General features: G+C 39.8%; 28 protein-coding genes. 12 read left to right on the forward strand and 16 right to left on the reverse strand.

Going from position 1 to position 23,664, the window contains the following annotated elements; genetic code table 11:
• Positions 1-32 precede the first annotated feature (32 nt).
• A complete protein-coding gene (locus AC106S_RS14920; RefSeq protein ID WP_482440209.1) occupies positions 33-1,277 on the reverse strand; it encodes a bifunctional folylpolyglutamate synthase/dihydrofolate synthase in 1,245 nt (414 codons plus the stop codon).
• 98 nt (positions 1,278-1,375) lie between these two features.
• Between AC106S_RS14920 and AC106S_RS14925 the strand changes: the two genes are divergently transcribed.
• Genes AC106S_RS14925 through AC106S_RS14945 form a run of 5 tightly spaced genes read left to right on the forward strand, consistent with a single transcriptional unit; the run spans position 1,376 to position 5,583 of the window.
• Positions 1,376-2,701: a TolC family protein gene (locus AC106S_RS14925; protein ID WP_482440212.1), complete on the forward strand. Its 1,326-nt coding sequence runs from the start codon at positions 1,376-1,378 to the stop codon at positions 2,699-2,701.
• 1 nt (position 2,702) lies between these two features.
• Positions 2,703-3,302: a SprT-like domain-containing protein gene (locus tag AC106S_RS14930; RefSeq protein WP_482440213.1), complete on the forward strand. Its 600-nt coding sequence runs from the start codon at positions 2,703-2,705 to the stop codon at positions 3,300-3,302.
• Positions 3,296-4,378 (forward strand): mannose-1-phosphate guanylyltransferase, encoded by a 1,083-nt coding sequence (locus tag AC106S_RS14935; RefSeq protein WP_482440215.1) that lies wholly within the window; start codon positions 3,296-3,298, stop codon positions 4,376-4,378. The genes AC106S_RS14930 and AC106S_RS14935 overlap by 7 nt, the downstream gene beginning before the upstream one ends.
• A gap of 37 nt (positions 4,379-4,415) precedes the next feature.
• A complete protein-coding gene (locus tag AC106S_RS14940; RefSeq protein WP_482440217.1) occupies positions 4,416-5,081 on the forward strand; it encodes a hypothetical protein in 666 nt (221 codons plus the stop codon).
• A complete protein-coding gene (locus tag AC106S_RS14945) occupies positions 5,050-5,583 on the forward strand; it encodes a GNAT family N-acetyltransferase (protein WP_482440219.1) in 534 nt (177 codons plus the stop codon). Before AC106S_RS14940 ends, AC106S_RS14945 begins: the two co-directional genes overlap by 32 nt.
• 5 nt (positions 5,584-5,588) lie before the next feature.
• On the opposite strand, the gene AC106S_RS14950 is transcribed toward AC106S_RS14945, so the two are convergent.
• Together AC106S_RS14950 and bcp are read right to left on the reverse strand one after the other, a co-directional pair.
• Positions 5,589-6,059: a hypothetical protein gene (locus AC106S_RS14950; RefSeq protein WP_482440220.1), complete on the reverse strand. Its 471-nt coding sequence runs from the start codon at positions 6,057-6,059 to the stop codon at positions 5,589-5,591.
• 19 nt (positions 6,060-6,078) lie between these two features.
• Complete coding sequence (gene bcp / locus AC106S_RS14955; RefSeq protein ID WP_482440222.1) at positions 6,079-6,528, reverse strand: thioredoxin-dependent thiol peroxidase; 450 nt, start codon at positions 6,526-6,528, stop codon at positions 6,079-6,081.
• Positions 6,529-6,561: 33 nt separating this feature from the next.
• Here bcp and nth point away from each other — a divergent pair, with 33 nt between their 5' ends.
• The gene (nth, locus tag AC106S_RS14960) at positions 6,562-7,182 is read left to right on the forward strand and encodes an endonuclease III (RefSeq protein ID WP_482440223.1); all 621 of its coding nucleotides are present in this window, start codon (positions 6,562-6,564) and stop codon (positions 7,180-7,182) included.
• Positions 7,183-7,210: 28 nt separating this feature from the next.
• Here the strand turns inward: nth and AC106S_RS14965 are convergent, their stop codons facing one another.
• The 3 genes from AC106S_RS14965 to AC106S_RS14975 form a co-directional block, all read right to left on the reverse strand.
• Positions 7,211-7,657, reverse strand: a complete 447-nt coding sequence (locus AC106S_RS14965) for a DinB family protein (RefSeq protein WP_482440225.1) — start codon at positions 7,655-7,657, stop codon at positions 7,211-7,213.
• A gap of 2 nt (positions 7,658-7,659) precedes the next feature.
• Positions 7,660-8,232, reverse strand: coding sequence for a hypothetical protein (locus AC106S_RS14970; protein ID WP_482440226.1), 573 nt, complete (start codon positions 8,230-8,232; stop codon positions 7,660-7,662).
• A gap of 157 nt (positions 8,233-8,389) precedes the next feature.
• Positions 8,390-10,186, reverse strand: coding sequence for a DUF885 domain-containing protein (locus AC106S_RS14975; RefSeq protein ID WP_482440227.1), 1,797 nt, complete (start codon positions 10,184-10,186; stop codon positions 8,390-8,392).
• 165 nt (positions 10,187-10,351) lie between these two features.
• Here AC106S_RS14975 and AC106S_RS14980 point away from each other — a divergent pair, with 165 nt between their 5' ends.
• The 4 genes from AC106S_RS14980 to AC106S_RS14995 all read left to right on the forward strand — a co-directional run bounded on the left by AC106S_RS14980 (position 10,352) and on the right by AC106S_RS14995 (position 13,015).
• Positions 10,352-10,813, forward strand: a complete 462-nt coding sequence (locus AC106S_RS14980; protein WP_482440229.1) for a hypothetical protein — start codon at positions 10,352-10,354, stop codon at positions 10,811-10,813.
• 172 nt (positions 10,814-10,985) lie between these two features.
• Positions 10,986-11,690: a MotA/TolQ/ExbB proton channel family protein gene (locus AC106S_RS14985; protein WP_153396945.1), complete on the forward strand. Its 705-nt coding sequence runs from the start codon at positions 10,986-10,988 to the stop codon at positions 11,688-11,690.
• A 9-nt stretch (positions 11,691-11,699) separates the two neighbouring features.
• The gene (locus AC106S_RS14990) at positions 11,700-12,098 is read left to right on the forward strand and encodes an ExbD/TolR family protein (RefSeq protein ID WP_482440231.1); all 399 of its coding nucleotides are present in this window, start codon (positions 11,700-11,702) and stop codon (positions 12,096-12,098) included.
• Between the two features lie 32 nt (positions 12,099-12,130).
• Positions 12,131-13,015, forward strand: a complete 885-nt coding sequence (locus AC106S_RS14995; RefSeq protein WP_482440232.1) for a ferric siderophore ABC transporter substrate-binding protein — start codon at positions 12,131-12,133, stop codon at positions 13,013-13,015.
• A gap of 15 nt (positions 13,016-13,030) precedes the next feature.
• On the opposite strand, the gene AC106S_RS15000 is transcribed toward AC106S_RS14995, so the two are convergent.
• The 9 genes from AC106S_RS15000 to AC106S_RS15040 form a co-directional block, all read right to left on the reverse strand.
• A complete protein-coding gene (locus tag AC106S_RS15000; protein WP_482440233.1) occupies positions 13,031-13,423 on the reverse strand; it encodes a hypothetical protein in 393 nt (130 codons plus the stop codon).
• Positions 13,424-13,470: 47 nt separating this feature from the next.
• Positions 13,471-14,874: a nucleoside recognition domain-containing protein gene (locus AC106S_RS15005; protein ID WP_482440234.1), complete on the reverse strand. Its 1,404-nt coding sequence runs from the start codon at positions 14,872-14,874 to the stop codon at positions 13,471-13,473.
• A gap of 200 nt (positions 14,875-15,074) precedes the next feature.
• Positions 15,075-15,584, reverse strand: coding sequence for a DUF6973 domain-containing protein (locus AC106S_RS15010; protein WP_482440235.1), 510 nt, complete (start codon positions 15,582-15,584; stop codon positions 15,075-15,077).
• A gap of 55 nt (positions 15,585-15,639) precedes the next feature.
• Positions 15,640-16,494, reverse strand: coding sequence for an acetyl-CoA carboxylase, carboxyltransferase subunit beta (gene accD / locus AC106S_RS15015; protein ID WP_482440237.1), 855 nt, complete (start codon positions 16,492-16,494; stop codon positions 15,640-15,642).
• An 86-nt stretch (positions 16,495-16,580) separates the two neighbouring features.
• On the reverse strand, positions 16,581-17,651 hold the full coding sequence (gene fbaA, locus AC106S_RS15020) for a class II fructose-bisphosphate aldolase (RefSeq protein WP_482440238.1): 1,071 nt from the start codon (positions 17,649-17,651) through the stop codon (positions 16,581-16,583).
• A 69-nt stretch (positions 17,652-17,720) separates the two neighbouring features.
• Positions 17,721-18,587: an NAD kinase gene (locus AC106S_RS15025; protein WP_482440240.1), complete on the reverse strand. Its 867-nt coding sequence runs from the start codon at positions 18,585-18,587 to the stop codon at positions 17,721-17,723.
• A gap of 1 nt (position 18,588) precedes the next feature.
• Positions 18,589-19,239, reverse strand: a complete 651-nt coding sequence (locus AC106S_RS15030; RefSeq protein ID WP_482440241.1) for a CBS domain-containing protein — start codon at positions 19,237-19,239, stop codon at positions 18,589-18,591.
• A gap of 187 nt (positions 19,240-19,426) precedes the next feature.
• A complete protein-coding gene (locus tag AC106S_RS15035; protein ID WP_482440242.1) occupies positions 19,427-19,957 on the reverse strand; it encodes an RNA methyltransferase in 531 nt (176 codons plus the stop codon).
• A gap of 4 nt (positions 19,958-19,961) precedes the next feature.
• Positions 19,962-20,582, reverse strand: coding sequence for a toxin-antitoxin system YwqK family antitoxin (locus tag AC106S_RS15040; RefSeq protein ID WP_482440244.1), 621 nt, complete (start codon positions 20,580-20,582; stop codon positions 19,962-19,964).
• A gap of 55 nt (positions 20,583-20,637) precedes the next feature.
• On the opposite strand from AC106S_RS15040, the gene AC106S_RS15045 reads away from it, so the two are divergent.
• Positions 20,638-21,237, forward strand: a complete 600-nt coding sequence (locus AC106S_RS15045; RefSeq protein WP_482440245.1) for a hypothetical protein — start codon at positions 20,638-20,640, stop codon at positions 21,235-21,237.
• A gap of 10 nt (positions 21,238-21,247) precedes the next feature.
• Here the strand turns inward: AC106S_RS15045 and AC106S_RS15050 are convergent, their stop codons facing one another.
• A complete protein-coding gene (locus AC106S_RS15050) occupies positions 21,248-22,126 on the reverse strand; it encodes a bestrophin family protein (protein WP_482440247.1) in 879 nt (292 codons plus the stop codon).
• A gap of 463 nt (positions 22,127-22,589) precedes the next feature.
• On the opposite strand from AC106S_RS15050, the gene AC106S_RS15055 reads away from it, so the two are divergent.
• Complete coding sequence (locus tag AC106S_RS15055; protein WP_482440248.1) at positions 22,590-23,468, forward strand: cupin-like domain-containing protein; 879 nt, start codon at positions 22,590-22,592, stop codon at positions 23,466-23,468.
• Positions 23,469-23,664: the final 196 nt, after the last annotated feature.

Raw genomic sequence — 23,664 nt, forward strand, 5'->3', positions numbered from 1 at the left:
TTTCCTCGATTAGAGTGGTGCAAATATACGACTTATTCGGATACTTGCAAATTTTTTTCTAAAAATTCTCCGACAACAAAGTTGCTTCCGCCGATAAAAATCATTTCTTCATTTGTACATCGTTCTTTTGCAGAGAGATACGCTTCCTGTACCGAATCAAAAATTTTATAAAAAATTTTCGCTTCCTTGAGCAGATTTTCGTAATCCTGAGGATGTCTTCCCCTGTTGATGGAAGGTTTGGCGAAATAAAATTCTGAATTTTCCGGAAGGAGAGCCATCACTTCATCTATTTTTTTATCATTTACGAAACCCAGAACCACGTGTTTATGCCTGTTAATGCTATTGAGCTGTGAAAAAACATACTCCAGTCCCGCCTGATTGTGCCCGGTGTCACAGATGGTAAGCGGATTTTTGGAAAATTCATACCAACGGCCGATGAATCCGGTATTTCTATGAACATTCAACAGCCCCAGCTTACTATTTTCATCGGAAATGGGGATATTCAGTTTTTTCAACTCTGAAATAACGGCCAGTACAACGCGGATGTTTTTCTGCTGATAGTTTCCCTGAAGATCAGATTTAAGATCCGGCTGTATAGATGTTGCATCAATGAACGGGGCTTTTTCCTCACCGGCTTTATGTTGAAGTATCTTTTTTACCTTTTCGTTTTCATCCCCGGAAATGATGGGAATGCCGTTTTTGATAATTCCGGCTTTTTCTGCTGCAATTTCTTCAATGGTGTCGCCCAGAATATTCTGATGATCCAGCTGTACGTTGGTAATGGCCGAAACCAAAGGTCTTATAATGTTTGTGGAATCCAGTCTTCCTCCCAATCCCACTTCAATGATGGCAAAATCTACCTTTTTCTGATAAAAATATTCAAAAGCCATAATCGTGGTGAACTCAAAAAATGACGGACGGATATCTCCCGGGAGGTTTTTAAGCTTTTGGATAAATTCATAAACAAACTCTTTATCACAGTTAGCTCCGTTCACTTTAATGCGTTCCGTGAAGTCGATAAGGTGAGGGGAATTGTATAATCCTACTTTATACCCGGCTTCCTGAAGCACAGAGGCAAGCATATTGCTTGAAGATCCTTTTCCGTTGGTACCTCCGATGTGAATACACCGGATCTTTTCCTGGGGATTTCCAAAGAAGGCGCAGAGCCTGCTGATATTGTCCAGACCGGGCTTGTACGCCTTCTGTCCGTCAATCTGATAATTGGGAGCCTGTACGAAAAGCCAGTCTACTGCTTCCCGGTATTGTTCATGTGTCATGATGCAAAATTCTCAAAAGTTTTAATAACATGAAACAATAATTTTTTTAAAGTGTAACTTTTTTATATTTGGTACGTCTAATATGGAAAATTCTTAATATGAAAAAAGTTTGGATTATCATTTTTGGATTAAGCTGTCTGGGACTCAGCGCCCAGAAGAAATGGTCCTTAAAAGAATGTGTGGATTATGCCGTGGAGCATAATCTTCAGGTTGTCCAAAATCAGTATAACAAACAGTCACAGGATGCCAGCCTTAAAATCGCTAAAAACGGGTATCTGCCTACTTTGTCGGCAAATATGTCGAACGGGGTAAGTTTCGGACAGGCTTCATTAGGTGCGGGAAGTTTCAGAAACGACAGATTTAATAACAGTGTAGGGGTAGGAGCGGATATATTGGTATATAATAACGGAAGACTGGAAAAAAGCGTCAGAAAAGCTCAGTTTGATGTAGAAGCAAGCCAATATGATATTGAGACCATTAAAAATGATATTTCGCTTCAGATTGCCCAGCAATACCTGACTGCCCTGTTGAATAAAGAGATTGTTAAGATTTCTCAAAGCGCAATGGAAAATGCTCAAAAACAGTATGACAGGGCCAAAATAACGACTGAAGTCGGAACTACGGCTCAAACGGTTTTAGCAGAAGCAGAGGCTGCACTGGCCAGAGAAAAGCAGAACCTTAAAAAAGCGGAGATTGAGGTAGGAAGAGCATTGTTTGCTATTGCCCAGCTTTTACAGCTGCCTGACTATAAGGATTTTGATGTGGAAAATGTAAACGTTCCTGAAACGTTGGATTCACAGCTGATAACAGCAGATGAGGTTCTTGCTACGGCCTATGAAATACAGCCGCAGATCAAAGCGGCAGAAAGCAGGATAAGATCTGCGGAAGCCCAGACAGAAGTGAGCAAAACGGCTTTTTGGCCTACCCTTACAGCCAGTGCCGGACTTAGCACTTTCTATAACTATCAGATCTCAAAAGGCCAGGAAAGACTTGCACAACCGGGTTTTTTCCAGCAATACAGTGATCAGTTCGGACAAAATGTAGGACTGTCACTTAACGTACCTATTTTTAATAAAGGAATAACAAAATTACAGGTAGAGCAGTCAAGAATCAATGAAAGCATTGCCAAAAACACACTGGAACAGCAGAAGCAGACTGTAAGACAGAATGTTCAGAAAGCCCAGTTTGATGCAGATGCCAATTATGAAACTTATTTATCTGCCGTGGAAGCAGAAAAAAGCACAAAGCTGGCTTTGGAATTTGCCGATAAAAGCTATGCTGCAGGAAGAACGACGATTTATGACGTGAATGTTGCCAGAAATAATTATGCAAACGCACAGGGATCAGTTGCACAGGCAAAATACAACTATCTTTTCAGCCTTAAACTGCTGAGTTTCTATGCGGGCATCCCATTAAGCTTATAAAATGCCGATTCAATCATTAGAAAAATATTTACCTCAAAATACACTTAAATACTTAAAAATCTGGTTTGCAGATTATTATATTCATATAAAAGTAACACGTAACAGGAATTCCAAATTGGGTGATTACAGGAAACTGCCCGATAATTCCCATGAAATAACCGTAAACTCTACACTTACCCCACCTCTGTTTTTCTTTGTCCTTACTCATGAACTGGCACACCTGATTGCCTTTGAGAAATACGGAAGAAAAATTTCCCCTCACGGCAGCGAATGGAAAGAAGTCTTCAGAAATATGCTTCTGGAAAGCCTTGAGGTATATGATGAAGAGCTAAGGCCAATCATCGTAAAATTTTCAAAATCCCCCAAAGCCAACTTCATGGCGAGCCCTGATCTGGTAAAGTATTTTCATACTGAAAAACAGGATGATAGGCTTTGTTTTGTTGAAGAGCTTCAGAAGGGTGATTTCTTTATGTACCGCAACGAAAAGTATTTATTAGAAGGTCTGATTAAAAAAAACTATCTTTGTAAGAATCTGGCTACTGGGAGAAAGTATTCTTTCAAGCCTTTGGCTAGGGTTGAAAAATGTAGGCAAGAATGTTAAAATCAGATAGATACTGCGTTATTATGGCGGGAGGAATCGGAAGCCGGTTCTGGCCAATGAGTACGCAGAAATTTCCAAAACAGTTTCAGGATATTTTAGGGACAGGACGCACCATGATTCAGCAGACATATGACAGAATCAGCAGGATCATCCCTAAAGAACATATATTCGTGATCACGAATAAAGAATATGTAGCGCTTTCCCATCAGCAGCTTCCGGAAATTCCTGAAGAGAATATCGTGGGCGAACCTCTGATGAAAAATACGGCGGCATGTAATCTGTACATGGCCAATAAGATTGCTGAAATCAATCCCGATGCTACCATGATTGTGCTGCCGGCGGATCATCTGATCCTGAAGGAAGAAATATTCTTGGAGAAAGTAGAACTGGCCTTTGATCTGGCATCAAAGAATGATTATCTTGTGACATTGGGAATTACCCCTACAAGACCTGATACGGGCTATGGATACATTCAGTTTGTAGAAAAGAAAGGATCGGAATATTTTAAAGTAAAAACATTTACTGAGAAACCCATTCTGGAAATTGCCCAAAGCTTCCTGGAAAGTGGAGACTTCCTGTGGAATGCAGGAATATTCATCTGGAATGTGAAGAGTATTCATCATGCATTTGAAATGTATCTTCCTGAAATGATGCAGCATTTTATGGCCTGTGAATACAATTCTGAAAAAGAAAATAACTGTATTGAGCTTATTTACCCGAAAGTTCAGAAGATTTCCATTGATAACGGAATACTGGAAAAAGCCAAAAATGTATATGTAATCCCTTCAGACCTGGGATGGAGCGATCTTGGAACCTGGACTTCCGTTTATGAGAATACCGAAAAAGATAAGGACGGAAATGCAGTAAAACTGAAACATTTACTGGCTTACAATTCAAAAGGAAATATTATCCGTCTGAAAAATAATAATAAAGCGGTTATTATCGACGGGCTGGAGAATTATATAGTGGTAGATACAGACAAAGCTCTGCTGATCTGTCCGAGAGACAACGATCAGCTGATCAAAGATTATGTCCTTGACTTAAAAAGTTTCAGGAAAGGAGATAAGTTTATGTAAAATGTAAGTTGGTATACTTTCTGCTGATTTTAAGATTATGATAAAAACTGCAACACGAACCATCGCTTTTATTTTTCTGTTTTCAGGAGTTCTTGGCTCTGCTCAGGAGAAAAAGACAAAGTTTCCGGGCATTTCCGGAATTTTACAGTATATCAGTCCCAATAGCAAAGTAGATTCATGGGTGTTGGTATACAACAGCTATGGGAAAAACCAGGAAATAAAGAAATCCGGAGGGAAAATAGAGTATACCCCGCAATTTTCAGGATTTAATCTGGTTCCCAGTGAAGACAGTTTTTATTATATTGCCTATTCTTCGGGTGGAAAGATCAGTTACATTGCCGACCTGGAGGCCCTGAAGAGTTTCGTGGGAAAAATTGATAATGCTGAAGAAGCTGCCATTGTGCTTGCAACAGACGGTTATATAGTGGACGAGGAATTCGCGGATCTTGCTGGAAATTATTACCAGGACTCTTCAAATTACTATCTGGAGCTTGGAAAACTGACTTCCAAAGAATGTCCTTACCGGAAAACTCATTACGCCCTGACCGTCAATAAGTCCACCGGAGCTGTTTCCAATATAAAAGACAACGGAAACTATATTGAACTTTACAATAAGAAATGCCCGAATAATCCGAGGCTTTTGAAAATCCAGAAAAAAGAAGAACCGAAAGATGACTCCAAAAAAACATCCAAAAGCAGATAATACCTACGGAACAGAAAGACTGATTCTCCGTCCGATGTCTGTGGAAGACCGTGATCTTGTCTTTGATCTCTACAACAGCCCCAAATTTATCAGATTTATCGGAGACCGTAATATCAAGACGCTTACCGATGCGGAAGAATATATCAAAAACAGATTCTGTCCCCAGTTTGAAAAACTGGGCTTTGGAAATTATACCATTATTATCCGGGACAGCAACACGAAAATAGGAGGAGTAGGAATCTTTGAAAGGGAAGGACTGGAAGTGATGGACATAGGGTTCTCTCTACTGGAAGATTTTGAAGGTAAAGGATATGCTTACGAAGCAGCAGCAAAAGTAAAATCTATCGGAATGGATGATTTCGGCCTGAAGAAAATTTCTGCCATTACCTCGAAAGATAACTTTTCTTCCCAGAAACTGATTGAAAAACTGGGACTTCAGCGTAAAGGATATGTAACGCTTCCCGAAGACGACGAGGAGCTGATGTACTATGAAACAGAATAAAGAGTTTACCTCAATAATTCCTGCAAATAATCATAATCCGCAAAATTCATCAGTAATTCAGATTCTCTTTCTGGAGTAATAACCTGATTGGAATAGCAGGATGTACAAATTTTAATAACCTTAAAGATCTTGCCATTCCGGTTTTTGTAAATTAAAATATCTCTGTAAGTTTTCAGACAGGCAGTTTCATAATTGTTTCTGCCTTCTTTCAGAGAATTGATCTTTTCAGAAATCTGTTGCTTCTTTTTATGCTCAACCTTTATATAACCGAACTTTATTAAATCTTTTTCAAAATCATTGAGGAGATGCCCGGGTTTTAAACGACCATGAATCGTTTCATACCTTAAACTTTTCGTGTTTTCGATTTTTTTCTCAGATTTCAGCTGGTAAATGAAAATCTTATCATTAAGCTTTTGCGAACTTAAATAACCGCAAAAGAAGATGGATAAAAAAATGATAAGATTTTTGATCAGCATACATGACGTTTTAATTAAATTATCCTTCCAGAATCTGTTCAGCAGCCGTTTTTGAAGTCACTTTTTCAATCACCCTTGTACAGATACCCTTTTCATCAAAAATAAAAGTAGTTCTTACAATTCCCATATAGGTTTTTCCGAATGTTTTTTTCTCCTGCCATACCCCGAATTTCTCGATAATATCATGGCTTTCGTCGGCGATAAGGTCATAGGGGAAAGCAAACTTGCTGTGGAAGTTTTTCTGTTTTTTTACGGTGTCTCCGCTCACTCCCAAAAGCTGAAATCCTGCTTTTTTAAGCTTTGCATAATTATCGCTCAGATTACAGGCTTCCACGGTACACGTCGGAGTATTAGCCTGCGGATAAAAGAAAACAACCAGCTTCTTCCCGATTAATTTTGATGAGGATATCGTTTTTTCATCCTGATTTACACCTTCAAATTCCGGTAATTGGTCTCCAACTTTCAACATAATGAATTATTTTTGTTCAAATTTAAGGGTTACATGACAAAAAAGCAAAGAGCCGAACTCGTTCAGCAGGAATTAGATAAATTATATCCTACCACCCCCATCCCGCTGGATCATACGGATCCGTACACTTTAATGGTGGCCGTGGCACTTTCTGCCCAGACAACGGATAAAAAAGTAAACCAGGTTACTCCCGATCTTTTTGCCGTGGCCGGAACGCCGCAAAGAATGGCTAAACTGGAAGAATTTGAGATCAAAGAACTGATCAAAGAAATTGGGCTGTCCAATACAAAAGCCAAAAACCTGAAGAGAATGGCCGAACTCTTACTGGAAAGACATAACGGTATCGTTCCGCAGACTTATGAGGAATTGGAGGCGCTTCCGGGCGTAGGGCACAAAACAGCTTCCGTTGTGATGAGTCAGGGCTTTGGCTTTCCTGCTTTTCCGGTAGATACGCACATTCACCGCCTTATGACCCAGTGGAAGCTTACCTCAGGAAAAAATGTAGTGGAAACAGAAAAAGACGCCAAAAAACTGTTCCCGGAAGAAGTGTGGAATAAGCTGCACCTTCAGATCATTTTTTACGGCAGGGAGTATTCTCCCGCAAGAGGAAAGGGCGAAAAAGACTTTATTACGAAGATGATGTTTGAGAAATAAGTCCCTGCTGAAGAACCTATTTTACAATCTATACATCCAGAAGTCTCCGGTGATAATTAATCTGTCCCAGATGATAATCCAGATGGGTAATCAGGTGGATCAGAAAGTAACCTGTGGTCATTTTATCTTCAAAAACAATAAGAGGATATTCCTTTTCAAGGTCTTCGGGATTTAATGAACCGAGAACGGTATTGATCATGCTCTGCAAAGCCTCAATCTTTTCTGTAAGTTCGGATCTGGGAATGTTTTTCAGGGAAAATTCAAGTTCCCGGTTTCTGATGTAGCCGGTATTTCCGAGTTGCGCGCCGATAAAATGGCTGAGGTTTCCAATGAGATGAAGGCACAGATTTCCCGCGGAATTGGAGATGTTTTTATCCGTCTTCCAGATCACGGCTTCATGCTGATAGGCTTCGATTTCTGCTTTTAACTTATTTAAATCCCTGTTGTAAAGGGACTTAAGGCTTTCTGCGATCATGTTTACTGTATTATGGTTTTAAAATATCCTCTGAAATGCTTTTCTGCTAAACTGTCTATAAATCCGTAATAATTGATGAAGCCGTAAATGCTGTCATTCTTTTGAAAATGACTCTTGCTGAGAATCAATTGCTGTTTTCTGACGACACCTTTTCGGAAAAACTTTATTTCGCCTTTCAATGTTTTAGGATCAATATTTTTTACGCGGAATTGGTCGTTAAAGACCTGAACAAGCACTCCGTTTCCAAAGTATCCGTTGTTGTTATTGAGTAAAATTTCCAGCGTGTCATTTTCACACGTCGCTTTGCATGTGTAATTATCAAAGATAAATGCTTTCCGGTGAAAGCCATCAGAATAAGATGCCTTTTGCACAATATAAGCTGTTCGCGTGGTGTTTTCTGTTTTTTCAGAACTAAAAAGTTTTAATTCAGGATATTGGGAAAGGAGCTGTATGGTGTCATGGAACGATATACTTCTATCAACGGTTACTTTACCCAGATCCTCAGAAACTTTCTTTTGATCCTTACTGCAACTGAATAATATGAAAAGAGAAAATAAGAGACCTGTTTTTTTCATGGTTAGTGTATTTTCGTTCCTGAAGCCTAAAGAAAGTAAATTCAGATTAAACTTCTTTCCTTTAAATAATTGCTGCTAAAATTATAAAATTTAGGCATCTATTTGAAAAAAACATAAAAAAATGGGAGCATAGTAAATGTCCCATTTTTTATTTCTTTTATTTCTGCTTCTTAGCCCAAAGCTCCATCTTTCTGTCAAGAACATCCAGGGGCAGGCATCCCTGGCTTAATACTTCATCATGGAAGCTGGCCAGACTGAATTTTGTTCCCAGCTGTTTCTGGTATTTATCTCTCAGCTCACGGATCTTTAAAGAACCGATTTTATACCCTAGCGCCTGTCTCGGCATTGCCATATATCTTTCCACTTCTGCGGTGGCACTGGCTTCATCATAGGAAATATTGCTAAGGAAGTATTTAATGGCTTCTTCTCTCGTCATCGTTCCGGTATGGATTCCTGTATCTACAACCAGTCTTACCGCTCTCAGCATCTGGTCGCTCAGGTAGCCCATCTTCTGGTAAGGATCGGTGTACAGACCAAATTCAGGGCCTAATGTTTCACAGTAATGTGCCCAACCCTCACCATAAGCTCCGAACCATCCGAATCTCATGAATTTGGGAAGCTTTGTATTTTCCTGTTGCAGGGAAACCTGGTAATGGTGCCCCGGAATAGCTTCGTGAAGGAAAAGAGATTCCATTCCTGAAGTCACATTGAACTTTGAAGGATCAGGAAGCGGCATATAGAATATTCCCGGTCTTTTTCCGTCCGGAGTTCCCTGGATATACTCTGCGCTGGCACTGGCCTCTCTGAATTTCTCCGTCTGTCTGATCTCAAACTTCGTCTTAGGCGTTACACTGAACATGGTTTTCAGCTTCGGGGTGATCTTCGTTAAAATACTGTTGAATCCGTCCAGAACTTCCTTAGACGTTTTATAAGGCATCGCTTTCGGATCTGTTTTTACAAAAGTGATGAATTCTTCCAAAGTTCCTGAAAAGCCCAGCTGCTGTTTTACCTTTTCCATTTCTGCCCGAAGCATGGCCACCTGCTGAAGTCCGATTTTGTTGATCTCTTCAGGAGATTTCTTGGTGGTGGTCCAGCTTTTTGCATAATATCTGTAAATTTCATTCCCGTTAGGAAGGCTGTTGTAGCCATCGGTATCCCTTGCCTTCGGGAGGTATTCTTTCTCGAGGAAAGTTCCCATTTTGGTGTAGGCAGGAATGATCTTTTGGGTAATAGCTTCCTTATACTGTGCACTGAATTTGTCTTTCTGCTCTTTTGTGAAATTCTTCGGGAACTTTCTGATGGGTCCGTAGAAAATATTTTTTTCCATATCGGAAGTTGTGATCTCTTCCGCTCTCATCTGTGGGATCATTTTTACCACCAGCTTTTTAGGAAGTACTATTTTATTGCTGATGCCTTCACGGAAGTTTTCAGTGGCAGTATTCATCCATTCAGGGAATTTCTCCATTCTTTTCAGCCAGTCACTGTAATCTTTTTCCGTTTTGAAAGGCTGGCTTCCTTCACCGCTTCCAAAAAGAGGAAAAGTAAGAGGCAGACCTCCGAACTGCGTAAAAGGAATGTATTCCGGGTGGTAGGCATATGCCTCGGTTCTGTCTTTTAAAGTATAATCCAGTACATCATATACCACTTTATCTTCATCCGAAAGGCTCTTGTAATCCACACTTTCCAGCTGTTTCTGTACAGAGCTGTAAAACGCGATCTCTCCGGAAATAAAATCTTTGTCAATATTAATCGGAAGCTGGTCGTTATACCGGGTATCTCCCTGAGAAGTAGCATCTAAAGGGTATAATTTAAGTGCCTGTTCATAATAATTGGCTGCAATAGAATCCAGATTGGGAGGCGTTACTTTCGTCAGGGGAGAATCCGACTTTTTGCAGGAGGCAAGCCCTATCATCAGTCCCAGTCCTAAAATGCTTTTTGATAAAATGTTTTTCATTTTCAAAATCTTTAGGAAACAAAAGTAAGTATTATTGAGATATACAGGATAATCCGTGAATGATTTAAAAAATAATTTTCAAAATATTTTCAACTTAGAATCAATTTTTTATCTTTGTCTAAAACGTTTAACAATCATATTATTACAGTTCTTTTTTAAGAAAAAATGAAAGGGATTTTAAAAATTTACCATCCGGACGAGACCCTAAAATACAATATCAGAAATACTTATTGTAAGGCGGTATACAGCAACCAGCAGCACTTTCTTGAGGTTGAAGTGATCACGGATGACGGGCTGGATCATGTAGAAGATGATTCACTGCAGTACAACTTTCCTCAGCTTTCACTGGAGATCTTCGATTTTCCCATAGAATCTGCTGATATAGAAGGAAAGACCATTGTTATTAATGATTCTGAAGAAGACAGCTACACCGAAGTAGATCTTTTTGACGATGAGGAAGCCTTTATTTACGATAATGAACTTCAGTTCGAAAAAAACGAAGAAGGCGAGCTTCAGGTGATCTGGAAAGGAACTATTGATGACTTCTATACAGGATCTGATCAGCCGATCCCATTCAGACTAAAATGCGAATTTAAGCAGGACGATATTGAAGTAGACGAAGATTAAGCCCTTCAGCCAGCTTTATTTTATACCGGATTTCTTTTCAAAAACCCTTTTGGAAAGAAATTTGCTGTTGATGTATGATAACAAAATTTAAGTTGTTTTTAAGCAATTTTAAGAGAGCAATTCATAATATTCCACTACATTTGTCGTTAAAAATTTTATAAAATTCACATTAATGCTGTTAACGGAACTTACTCAGATTTTATTTGCACAGATTACTGCACCTGCAGTTGCAACAGACGATTTAGAATTTTCATTTTGGAAGATCATGTTCCACGGAGGGGCTTTTGCTAAAATAGTGATGGTAACCGTTTTGGCTTTGGGTGTATTTTCTCTGTACCTGTTCTTTGAACGTTTTTTCTTTATCAAAAGGCTGACATCGAAAACAGATTCCAACTTTATGGATAATATAGAGGATTTTATCAAAGAAGGGAAAATAGAATCAGCGGCAGATTACTGTAAAAGACAGAACTCTCCTGAAGGCAGAATCCTGGAAAAAGGGATTTCAAGATTAGGACGTCCTGTTTCCGATATTGTAAGCGCTATGGAATCCCAGGCACAGGTAGAAGTGGCCAATATGGAGAAAAATCTTAACCTTCTGGCTGTGGTTCCGAGTATCGCACCTATGCTGGGGCTTTTAGGAACGGTAATCGGGATGATTATTGCTTTCTTCAACCTGTCTCATGCAACAGGATCATTCTCTCCTAAAACCCTTTCCGAAGGTATTTATACGGCATTGGGACAAACAGCGGTAGGTCTGGCAGTGGCAATTCCTGCCAACTTTTTCTATAATATCCTGCTGACGAGGATTGATAAGTTTGTACTGAAAGCTCAGAATATGTCAGGAGAATTTTTAGATCTTATCAACAAACCTTTATAATTCTGTCTTATGAAAATTCAGAGAAGAAATAAAGCGAATCCCGAATTCAGTCTGGCAGCGATGACCGATGTCATCCTGTTGATGCTGATCTTCTTTATGATCACTTCATCAGCGGCCAATCAGAGTGCCATTGATGTAAAGTTGCCGAAAGCGGGAGCTGTTGAAGACAATATTCCTAACCCTTTGACGGTGAGCATCAAGCCGGATGGATCCTATTATGTAGACGATAATCCGGTAACAAAAGACCAGTTGGAACAGATCATTGTTGATAAATTAACAGGGCAGACCAATAAGTCTTTCACGATAAGAGCAGACGAAAATACCCTGCATAAAGACTTTGTATTTGCAATGGAAATTGCAGAAAAACATAAATTTAACGTGGCCATCGCCACCGTTAAAGACAAATAATAAAGCCGGATAACGGCGGGATGTACTGTAAAATGAGAAGTTATACTGTAAACAAAAACGAAGAAAACCGCGACAGGATAAAAAGTGCTTTGCTCTCTATCCTGATCTGGGCTGCCGTCCTTCTTTTTGTTTTTTTATATAAACTGAAACCGGAACTGGACCAGCAGCCGGAAGTTGTTACTACAATGCTTGTCAATTTCGGTGACAACAGAAACGGCAACGGAGTGGAAGAACCTGCGGATCAGCCAGGAAGTCTTGCCGCTGCAACGGAAGAAGTGACTCCGGAACCGGCCGAAACCGCTGTTCCTGAAACAAAAACAGTGGTAAAACCGGAACCTGCCCCTGAACCGAAGAAAACAGAGGTTAAGGAAAAGATCATTACCGGGAATAATTCAAAAATAACCGCTCCTAAAAAAGAAGAATCCAAAAAAGCAGATCCTAAAACTTCTGCCAGTTCAAGTGCTTCGAAAACAACTAAAAAGGCAGGAGCCACAACCGCCAATTCGAAAACAGGAACCGGAGACGGAAAAGGAAATGCTGCTATCGGAAACCTGATCAGAGGACGCGGAACGAAAGCAGGAAGCCAGGGAACGGGAGAAGGAATCGGTAATGCAGGAGATCCTTTAGGCGGAGACGGAAACGGAGACAGCAAAGTAGGGATAGACCGTAAACTGACCGGCTATATTCCGGGAACGATGGGGAGAGGAGGGGCACAGCCTTCACACAGCTGCACAGCCAGCGGTTCCATTACCATAGCCTATACCGTAGATAAAGCCGGAAATGTGGTGTCTGCGAGAAGGGCAGGAGGGATTTCGGATCCCTGCGTATCTTCAACTTCCGTGGCCTGGGTTAAAAAATATGTAAAAGCCGAAAAAGCAAGTACATCCTCAACCGGAACCTATAAAATTACCTTCTAAAAATACAAAAGCACTTTACTCAAGTGCTTTTTTTAATTCGTTGATCCTGTTGATGACCGGAAGGGCAAAAATGCCGCTGGTCTGAAGATAAAGTTCATAAAACGTTTTTGCTTTATCCTGGAAGTCTTTATTCTGACCTTCCCTGCTTTTGAAATAGAAAAGATTACCGAGCATTTCATAATAGTCTTTATGATCTCTTTCCTGTCTTTCGTTCACAAGAGCAATCATTTCTTCTTTAGTCATGGAAGAAACCTCGGTAAAGGACATTTTGAAAATGTCTCTCATGAGCGTATCAAAATCAAGCTCTTTCTGCATTAAACTTTCTTCCGGTTTGTCTAAAATCAGCTTTTCCAGTGCCTGTGTTAGCTGGCGGATCAGCCTTAATGTGAATTCTTTATCTGTAATCATAAGTTGGTTTAATGTTTAGTGTTTAAAGTTGTTGAAAAGGTTTCGGATCAGGCGAAAAACAGATAAGCCAGTGCAATCGATGTGATCACCCCAACCAGATCAGCCAGAAGCATGGCAATTACCGTATATCTTGTATTCTTTACGGCTACGGCACCAAAATATACAGCAATCACATAAAACGTCGTATCTGAGCTTCCCTGAAGCACGGCTGCCAGTTTACCCTGGAAGCTGTCTGCCCCGAATGTCGTCATAGTATCTACCATCATTCCTCTGGCTCCGGAACCGGATAAAGGTTTGATCAAAGCAGTAGGTAGTCCGTCTACAAATCTTGGATCAAAACCGACTGTATTCGCTACCCATTTCATTCCGTCGATAATCACATCAAAAACTCCGGAAGTTCTTAGCAGAGAGATCGCAATCAGCATTCCTACCAGGTAAGGAATAATCTTCACACAGGTGGTAAATCCTTCTTTAGCCCCGTCTATAAAGGCATCAAAAACATTGATTTTTTTATAAACGGCACCCAGCACAATGGCAAGGAAAATAAACAGAATAAGACCGTTGCTCAGTACTTTGCTGAAATCATTCAGTTCGTCCTTACTTAAACGGACCAGATACAGTACAAGAAGCCCGATTATGGCAGAGATTCCGCCTACATAAGCAATCACTACCGGGCGGAGAAGGTTGATCTTCTGATATAACGATACGATGATCATGGCGGCCATCGTCGCGGCAAAAGTGGCAATCATACACGGAAGGAAAATATCCGTAGGGGTTTTGGAACCCATTGATGCCCTGATGGCAATGATAGAAACGGGAATCAGCGTCATTCCGCCTGCATGAAGACACAGAAACATGATCTGTGAATTGCTGGCCGTATCCTTGTTCGGGTTTAAGGTCTGAAGACTTTCCATAGCTTTCAGTCCGAAAGGGGTTGCGGCATTGTCCAGGCCGAGGAGGTTGGCACTGAAATTCATCAGCATATGCCCGAAAGCCGGGTGGTTTTTAGGAATGTCAGGGAATAATTTGGAGAAGAAAGGCTGGATAAAACGACTTAACAGGTTGATTCCGCCTGCTTTTTCCGCGATACTCATGAACCCCATGAACAGGGTCATAATTCCGATCAGTCCGATACAGATCTTTACGGCGGTTTCAGAGGTTCCGATCACGCCGTCAGTTTCCTGAACACGGTAAACTTTTACATTCTGTTTCAGAGAATCTGTCCTGTAATGAATTCTGCTGTCGGCAAAATCATTTTTTTTCATCAGGCTGCCCTTCACAAGAGGAGGCAGGGTGCTCATTGGCTGAGTGGCGATCTGAACCGTATCACCGCCTTTTCCTACCACCATATCATTGAAGATGGTCTTGTAATGGCTTGATGAGATGTATTTTATACTGGCAATGGCAATGGCAATAATAATAAAAGCCGACCAAATTCTGCTGAGAACCATCTGATTGATTTAATTGTTTAAACTTATTAAAAATACTTTAAACCACAAAAGGGCAGGAAGATTTAAACCGTCAAGTTGCTGTAAAGCCAGCAGGATTACGCTTAAATAATGGGTTAAGTCTTTGAAATCATTATTTTTAAAGATATATATCCGCAAAATTTTTTCTGAACTCAGCACTTTCTGTGTGCTTAAAATAAAAATTATTCCTCAAGATAAACAAGATGTCCCTCGAAGTTATCGTCCAGGTTTTTCAGTACTTTGGCATCATCCATTTTTTTGACCAGTCCATCTATAAAGAAACTTTTTTCAAAGAACTGGCGGTGGATGCCCGGAAGGAGTTCCATGAAATAATCCATGCCGATTTTATTGTTGTGAAGATCCATTTTGGTTTCCAGGGGTTTATTGGGAAAGAGTTCTTCATGCAGGTCGGTCATTCTTTTACAGAAATCAAGAGCTTTTTTCGGAGATGAAACCTTGCAGCAGTACATCATGATGAAACAGCACCAGAGGGCATGTCTGAAGGAGTTTCCTATTCCGTTATTGGAAGCGGTTTCAGGAAATTTTTTCTGCGCGATGGCAAAAGCCTGTACCGTTGCATGAAAGCTTAATAAGGCAAAAAGGGGGTGGGGAAGCATAAGCGATAAAAGACGCACGATCTTTTTAAAGCTCATACTCCGGATGGTATTGAAAAATATTTTAAAGGTTCTCATCAATAAAAAATCTCTCCCCGATTAGAGAGAGATTGTATTGTTTTTGTTACAGATACTATGCTTTTACAGCTAATAAATTAACTGTTTTTGCTACGGTATCCTGAATTTCGGTTCTTTTTACGATGAAATCTACAAATCCTTTTTCCTGCAGGAATTCAGAGGTCTGGAAGCCTTCCGGAAGGTCTCTTCCGATGGTTTCACGGATTACTCTCGGGCCTGCAAAACCGATCAGTGCGCCCGGTTCAGCCATGATGATGTCTGCGGTCATCGCGAAAGAAGCGGTAATACCTCCGAAAGTAGGATCGCACAGATAAGCGATGTATAAAAGTCCTGCTTCTGAAAGCTGAGCCAGTTTAGCCTGAACTTTGGCGAGCTGCATCAGGGAATAGGTAGCTTCCTGCATCCTTGCTCCTCCGGACTGACAGATAATCATGTACGGAAGTTTGTGTTCGATACAGTAATCTACTGCCCTTCTGATCTTTTCACCCATCACAGAGCCTAAAGATCCTCCGATAAATGCAAAATCCATACATGAAACCACCATTTGGGTTCCTTTTACGGTTCCTACTGCATTTCTGATGGAGTCTGTAAGTTTTGTTTTGGCTTTTACTTCTTTTAAACGGTCTTTGTAAGGTTTTGTGTCTTTGAAGTTCAGAATATCAATACTTTCAACATTGGCATCCAGTTCTGTGAACTTACCTTCGTCAAAAAGGATATCAAAAAATTCTGCACTTCCTATTCTTACATGAAATCCGTCTTCAGGAGAAACATAGTTATTTCTCTTCAGTTCATCATGTTCCACTATTTTTCCTGATGGAGTCTGGTGCCATAGGCCTTTGGGAACATCCTTTTTTTCATCAGTAGAGGTGGTAATGTTTTTTGCTTTTCTTTTAAACCAGTCGAATGCCATTTATGAAATTTTAGATTTTGAATTTTAGATTATAGATTGTAAAAAGGTTGTATTTAATTTAAAATCTATAATCTAAAATTTATAATTTATTTAAGCGTATTTACGTTATTTAAATCTTCAAACGCCTGTACCAGTCTTGTAGAGAAAGTTTCTTCACCTTTTCTTACCCATACTCTCGGGTCGTAGAATTTCTTGTTAGGTTTTTCTTCTCCTTCAGGGTTTCCGATTTGTGATCTCAGGTAATCGATATTGTTTACCATGTAATCTCTAACCCCTTCTGTATAAGCGAACTGAAGGTCTGTGTCGATATTCATTTTAATCACTCCGTAGTCGATTGCTTCTCTTATTTCTTCTAATGTAGAACCGGAACCTCCGTGGAATACGAAATTGATCGGCTTATCAGCTGTTCCGAATTTCTCCTGAACATATTTCTGGGAGTTGTCAAGGATTTTTGGAGTAAGCACCACGTTTCCTGGCTTGTAAACTCCGTGTACGTTACCGAAAGCGGCAGCAATGGTAAAGTTGTCGGAAATAGCTTTCAGTTTTTCATAGGTATAAGCTACATCTTCCGGCTGTGTATATAATTTTGAATTGTCTACGTCTGAATTGTCAACACCGTCTTCTTCTCCTCCGGTTACTCCGATTTCTACTTCAAGAGTCATCTGCAGTTTAGCCATTCTTTCAAAATATCTTGCGGAAATTTCAAGGTTTTCCTCTAAAGACTCTTCAGAAAGGTCCAGCATATGAGATGAATAAAGGGATTTTCCGGTCTGCTTGAAGAAGTCTTCGTTAGCATCCATCAATCCGTCGATCCACGGTAATAATTTTTTGGCACAGTGATCGGTATGTAAAATAACAGTTGCTCCGTAAGCTTCTGCTAGGGTGTGGATATGTTTTGCTCCTGCGATGGCTCCTAAAATAGCAGCTTTCTGTGCGTCATTGCTTAATCCTTTTCCTGCATTGAAGGCAGCACCTCCGTTTGAGAACTGGATAATTACAGGTGAATTTAATTTCGCTGCAGTTTCCATCGTAGCATTTACGTTGCTAGAACCGATTACGTTTACTGCAGGCAGTGCAAATCTGTTTTCTTTAGCATACTGAAAGATGTCTGTAACTAACTGACCTGTGGCAACTCCTGCCGGAAAAATTCTGCTCATGTTTTACTTTTTATTTTTATTATTAGGCGTTTTTAAATTCCTGTAAAGGTAATCATTTTTGAGGAATTACTAATTTCTTTTATCCCGGCCCCAAAGCAGCTTCTGGCGGATGGTTTCGTAGAAGCTCAAATGGTTGGGCTGTACCAGAAGGATCTGGAAATCTGCCTTTTTGATGATAATTTCTTTATCGGTTTCAATATGGACCAGTCTGGAATCCAGGGAAAGGGAATATTGGGGAACCCTGCTTTCCACTTTAAATTTTATTTCCACCCGGTCATTTACAACCAATGGCCTCACATTCAGATTGTGGGGAGCGATGGGAGTGATGACGAAGTTCTCGTTGTTCGGAGAGATAATCGGTCCGCCACAGCTTAATGAATAGGCGGTAGAACCTGTCGGGGTAGAAACAATAACACCGTCACCCCAGAAAACATTCAGAAATTCATTATTAATGTAAGAGTCTACCGTAATCATGGAGGTGGTTTCTTTTCTGGAAACCGTAACGTCATTCAGGGCATACGGAAAAAATTCGTCGGATTTCGGTGAAACGACTTCAATGACGGAGCGTCTGCTTGTTTTTACATCACCTTTCAGAATAGCGTCCAGCTCTTTAAATGCCTCTTCTTTGGTGAAGCTGGCCAGAAATCCTAATCTTCCGGTATTGACTCCCACGATCGGGATTTCCAGATCTTCAATGAAAGTCAGGGAATTTACAATCGTTCCGTCTCCTCCGAAAGTAAAAAACAGGTCCACTTCCTTATCCAGAAGATCCTGTTTGCTGTTGAAGGTTTCAAATATCTTTGAAAACTGAAGGGCTTCGGCCATTTCATCGTACAGAACAGATTTTACGCCTCTGCTTTCAAGTTCTGAGATAAACTTACTTAAATATAAAAAAGTATCGAGGTCTTTTTTCTGGGAATATATGGCAGCCTTCATGTTATATTTCTATAAATTTTTGGAGAAATCCGAACCGGTTCTTAAACAGGTCTGATCTTTCATCAGAATAAAATTTTTCTACGATCCTGTAATCGTACCGGTCAAAAGTAGCGTCTATTGAGGCCAGATTTTCATTGCTGATCTTGATGGTTACATGGATCACTTCATCGGACATAAAGCTGATAAACCCGCCGTAAAATTTCGAATTGTTGCTTTCCACAATATTGGCAATCTCCGTCATCGAGTATTTCCTGGCCGGTGTTTCTATCGTAAGGGTAGCGCCTGATTCTGAAAACAGGGGATATCGGGACAAATCCTGGAAAATATCCTCGCAGGTAATATATCCCAGATATTTTTCATTTTTGTTGATGACCGGAATCACATTGGAGCTGAAGGTGTAGAACAGACGGATGCTGTCCATTACATTGCTGTCCTCCAGAATGGCGAAGCGTTCTGTCTGATGTTCAAGATCTTTCAGAACCCCGTCGGCTTCATACAGAAAATCTTTGGCAATAGCTCCGTAGAAGTGATGGGATTTTTTGATGAAAATATGGGAATATCCAAAATCCTCTAATGTATTTCTTGCTGATTCTATTGAGTCAGTCAGGCTAAAACACGGAAAGTCTTTTGAGATATAATCCTTGATAAACATTGTGCTAATTTATAAAAAATTAAATGAAATAATTTCTGAAAACAAAACTTTTTTTCTGAAAAAATAAAAAAAATGATCTTAAAATTTGTTTGTAAGGAAAAAAAAGGTACCTTTGTCGCCTTTCATTTTTACTTTTTATTAGATTTATTTCAAACTGCACTGTCTACTAAGGACATATGCAGTTTTTTTATTTTAGGGCTTTTGCAAATTCCCACATTACAATTCCGCCGCATACGCTTACATTCAGGGAGTGTTTGGTTCCCAGCTGAGGAATTTCAAGGAAAGTATCGATATTCGGCAGCGCTTCATCACTGATTCCTTCCACTTCATTACCTAAGATCAGGGCATATTTCTTCGATTTATCTATGCTGAAATCGCTGATCATCCGGCTTCCGGTAGTCTGTTCGATGCCGATAATTTCGTATCCCAGGCTTTTATAATCGCTGATGGCCGTATTGATATCCGCTTCATGGCTCCAGTCTACACTTTCCGTAGCGCCCAGTGCTGCTTTGTGGATCTCACGGTGAGGAGGCTGAGGCGTAATGCCGCAGAGAATGATTTTTTCAATAAGAAAGGCATCTGCCGTTCTGAAGGCCGCACCTACATTATGCATGCTTCTGATGTTGTCTAAGATAATGACCAATGGAATTTTCTCAACCTTTTTGAACGTTTCCACGTCTATCCTGTTAAGTTCTTCCAGTTTTAATTTTTGTACCAATGTTTTATTTTGTAGAGATTAATTGTCCGTCTTTGTAGACTTCTGTTTTTTCAATGCTTCCGTCTTCGCGGTAATGGATTCTGTTTCCGTGGCGTTTGTCATTTACCAGTTCTGTCTCCCGCTGAAGTTTTCCTGACGGGTAATAGACCTTCCATTTTCCCTGAGCCAGCCCTTTTTCATAAAGTCCTATCTGTTTTACAGATTTTCCGTCTTCGTGGTAAAGTTTGCTTTCACCATCCAGTTTCCCGAATTTATAGTTGGAAATTTCATTTATTTTTCCGTTTGGAGAATAAAAAGTGGCAGTGGAATGATCATCGTAGATATTTTTTTCACCGTTTCTGAAATATTCTTTGGAGGTAAGAACACCGTTTTGGTCATAATACGTCCATTCCTTAGATTTATAGCCTTTCTTATTTTCTCCTTTGGCTTTTACCTTACCGTTTTCATAATAATATACCGCTTCTCCGTCTATTTTACCCTTTTTCCATTCCACGACCTGCTTTACCTGCCCGTTTTCATAAAAATCTTTGCAGGAACCTTCCTGTAATCCGTCTTTAAATCCGCATGGCTTTTGTGCTATTGCCCACGTTGATGTTGAAATCAATAGCAGGAAAATGTATTTCATAGATTTTTTTATTTCAAAAATAGCAAAATAGTTATATTTGACTAAAAATATTAGTATGAAAAAAATATATGCTTTTCTGCTGTTTGTATTGGCTTTTATTTTTACCGGGGCACAGAATACTTATTATCCTCAGGTTTTTTTTGATAAAAAGATAGCCCGGGACATGCTCAGTTTCGGGAATTCCACAATAGAGGGCGTGGCTTCCACCAAACAGAAAAACAACTGGGGGATCAAGCCTGTATTCGGTGCAAAACATTACGCTCCCAAAGGAACAGTGGTCATGCTTTTTCCTGTAACACCATATTTTGAAGAGTTTTATAATATGAGAAAGAAGTATGAGAACAAAAAGACTACCGTTTATATGTCTGAAGAAGCTTTTAAATACAAACTGGAAGCTTTAACGGACGACCACGGGCGGTTTAAATTTGAAAAACTGAAGCCGGGCAAATATTATCTCGAAACGATCGTTAATTTCACGGCAACCGCCAGCTACCAGCAGCAGACGGGAAGAACGGATTCCTATAATGCGTATGGAGGTTATCTTTATTCCACCCCGATTTATCAGACATTCTTCTATGGTTACTCGGCAGCCAACCGCGAAAGTAAATTTGTAGAGATCAAACAGGACGGCGAACTCAAAGAAATCAACCTTTAAGGTTGGTTTTTTATTTTTTACCCATGATCTGATGAACGTTTTTCTCTATATTCTGGGCCAATGTTTCCATCGGAATATCATTTTCATCATTATTGAAAGGATCTTCAATCTCTTCTGCAATCAGTTCAAGACTCATCAGTACATAATAGACAAAAACGGTAAGCGGAATCATGAAAAGCCCGATCGTGATCACATAAGCAATAGGCAGTGCAAATACATACAGGATAATAAACTTCTTAATAAAGGAAGAATAAGAATAAGGAATCGGGGTATTTTTAATTCTCTCGCAGCCTCCGCATACTTCCAGAAATCCGGAGAGCTGAGTGTCGAGATAAAGCATTTCAATCTCTGAAATTTTGCCTTCTTTTTTTAGCTGATTCAGCTTGTGGCTTAAAAGAATTACGATTTCACTCGGACCGTGATTTTTAAGTGATTTTTCAATTTCAGAATAATCCTCATCCAAAGCCAGTCTTGTGGATTCTTTAGAAAGGTGTTTGGCTAAAAAGTGAGGAAAGTATTTTAAATATCTTGAAATCTGTTCTGCATCCTGGCGGTTCTCACCGAGGATGGTGTTGATCTTTACGGCAAAATTTCTGGTGTCGTTTACCAGCTTTCCCCAAAGTTTTCTGCCTTCCCACCAGCGGTCATAAGCCGTATTGGTCCTGAAAACCAGTAAAAGCGACAGTACAAAACCCAGTAAAGAATGGATCATTCCCACATTGCTGACAGCTGATTTGGAGGTCAGATGGAAATATTCAACCTCCAGATACTGGATTCCCCAGGAATATAATCCCACAAGAACCATACTGGGAAACAGGATTTTTAAGGTATCGCTTTTATGTAAGCTGAAAAGGATTTTCAGGAAATGTTTGGTGTTGTAGACTCTCATAAGCTTGCTTGGTGTTACAAATATAATTTTTTTTCATTTTATCTGATTTTTACGGGAACCCATAAAAAACAATAAGCCGTGTATGATTTCTTTGCAGAAAAACAGATGGGCTATTATAGAAAAGGACACTTTAGAAAGAATGGGAAGTGGGTAAGAGGACATTATGTAAATAACTTCAGAAAAAAAAGAAACTCCGGGAGTTCTCAGGGATGCGCAATGGTTATTTTTGGAGGAATAGTTTTTGTTTTGTCATATTGGTTGAGTTAAGTTTATATATAAATTGTATTCAGTAATTTCTTCTGATAAAAATTTTATGATTGCTCCATATTCTGCTTGTTGTCATGATTTCTACGAAAATGAAAAATACCCAGGTTACGAAATGATAACCCATATTGGCTTTAAAATTTCCGCAGATTTCAAAAAAGTGCTATTTTTATTTCGCATTAAATAACAAAAGAATAAAATGATCCTCGAAAACGTAGATGTAGTTAATGATATCAGCAAAGAAGACTTTCAGAAGAACTATTTCAGGAAACATAAACCCCTCCTGATTAAGAATTTTGCCAGCCGCTGGGATGCTTTCGACAAGTGGAATCTTGCCTATATCCGTGAAAAAGCAGGAGATCAGGAAGTTCCTCTGTACGATAATAAGCCGGCTGATGCTTCCAAAAGCTCAGATGCTCCGGTAGCAAAAATGAAAATGAAGGAGTATATTGATACCATTAAAAGCAAACCCTCAGATCTTCGCATCTTTTTCTATATCATTACAGACCGTCTTCCGGAACTGCTGAAGAATTTTACCTATCCGGATCTGGGGATGAAGTTTTTCAAAAGGCTTCCCACATTGTTTTTTGGAGGCAGTGAAGCCCATGTTCTGATGCATTACGATGTAGATCTGGGCGATTTTATGCATATCCATTTTGAAGGAAAGAAAAGAATTCTGCTGTTTGATCAGAAGCAGTCCCCCTTTCTATATAAAGTTCCCTTATCCGTTCATACCATTTATGAGCTGGATTACGAAAACCCTGATTACGAAAAATTCCCGGCTCTGAAATATGCCAAAGGCTACGAAATTTTTATGGAACACGGAGATGCCCTGTTTATTCCGGGGGCATTCTGGCATTTCAACCGTTACCTTGAACCGGGTTTTTCTCTTTCATTGAGAGCGCTTCCCAACAAGCCGAAAGTTTTTGCCAATATGCTTTACCACGTTTTTATCATGCGCTACACCGACAAGATTCTGCGTAAATTATTTAAAGAAAAATGGGTGAATTATAAGCAGAAATGGGCCTATGAGAAGAGTTCCGAGGCATTGGAGAAACATTTGAGACAAGAGAGATAGATTTTTAGACACGAAGCTGGAAGAGGGAGACTGGAAGTTCAGGGTCTCTTAGTTGTTCTGCAGGACGGTAAAATGGTAACTGCTAATCAGATGCTTTAATTTGCTCCTGATATTTTTGAGCAATAACAAACTTTAATTATCAGGGGTGGAAATCAAAAAAAAATACCTCTGTCTTTCAGTCCTCAAAAACGTCCAT

This window comes from Chryseobacterium sp. FR054 (genome assembly GCF_056844565.1).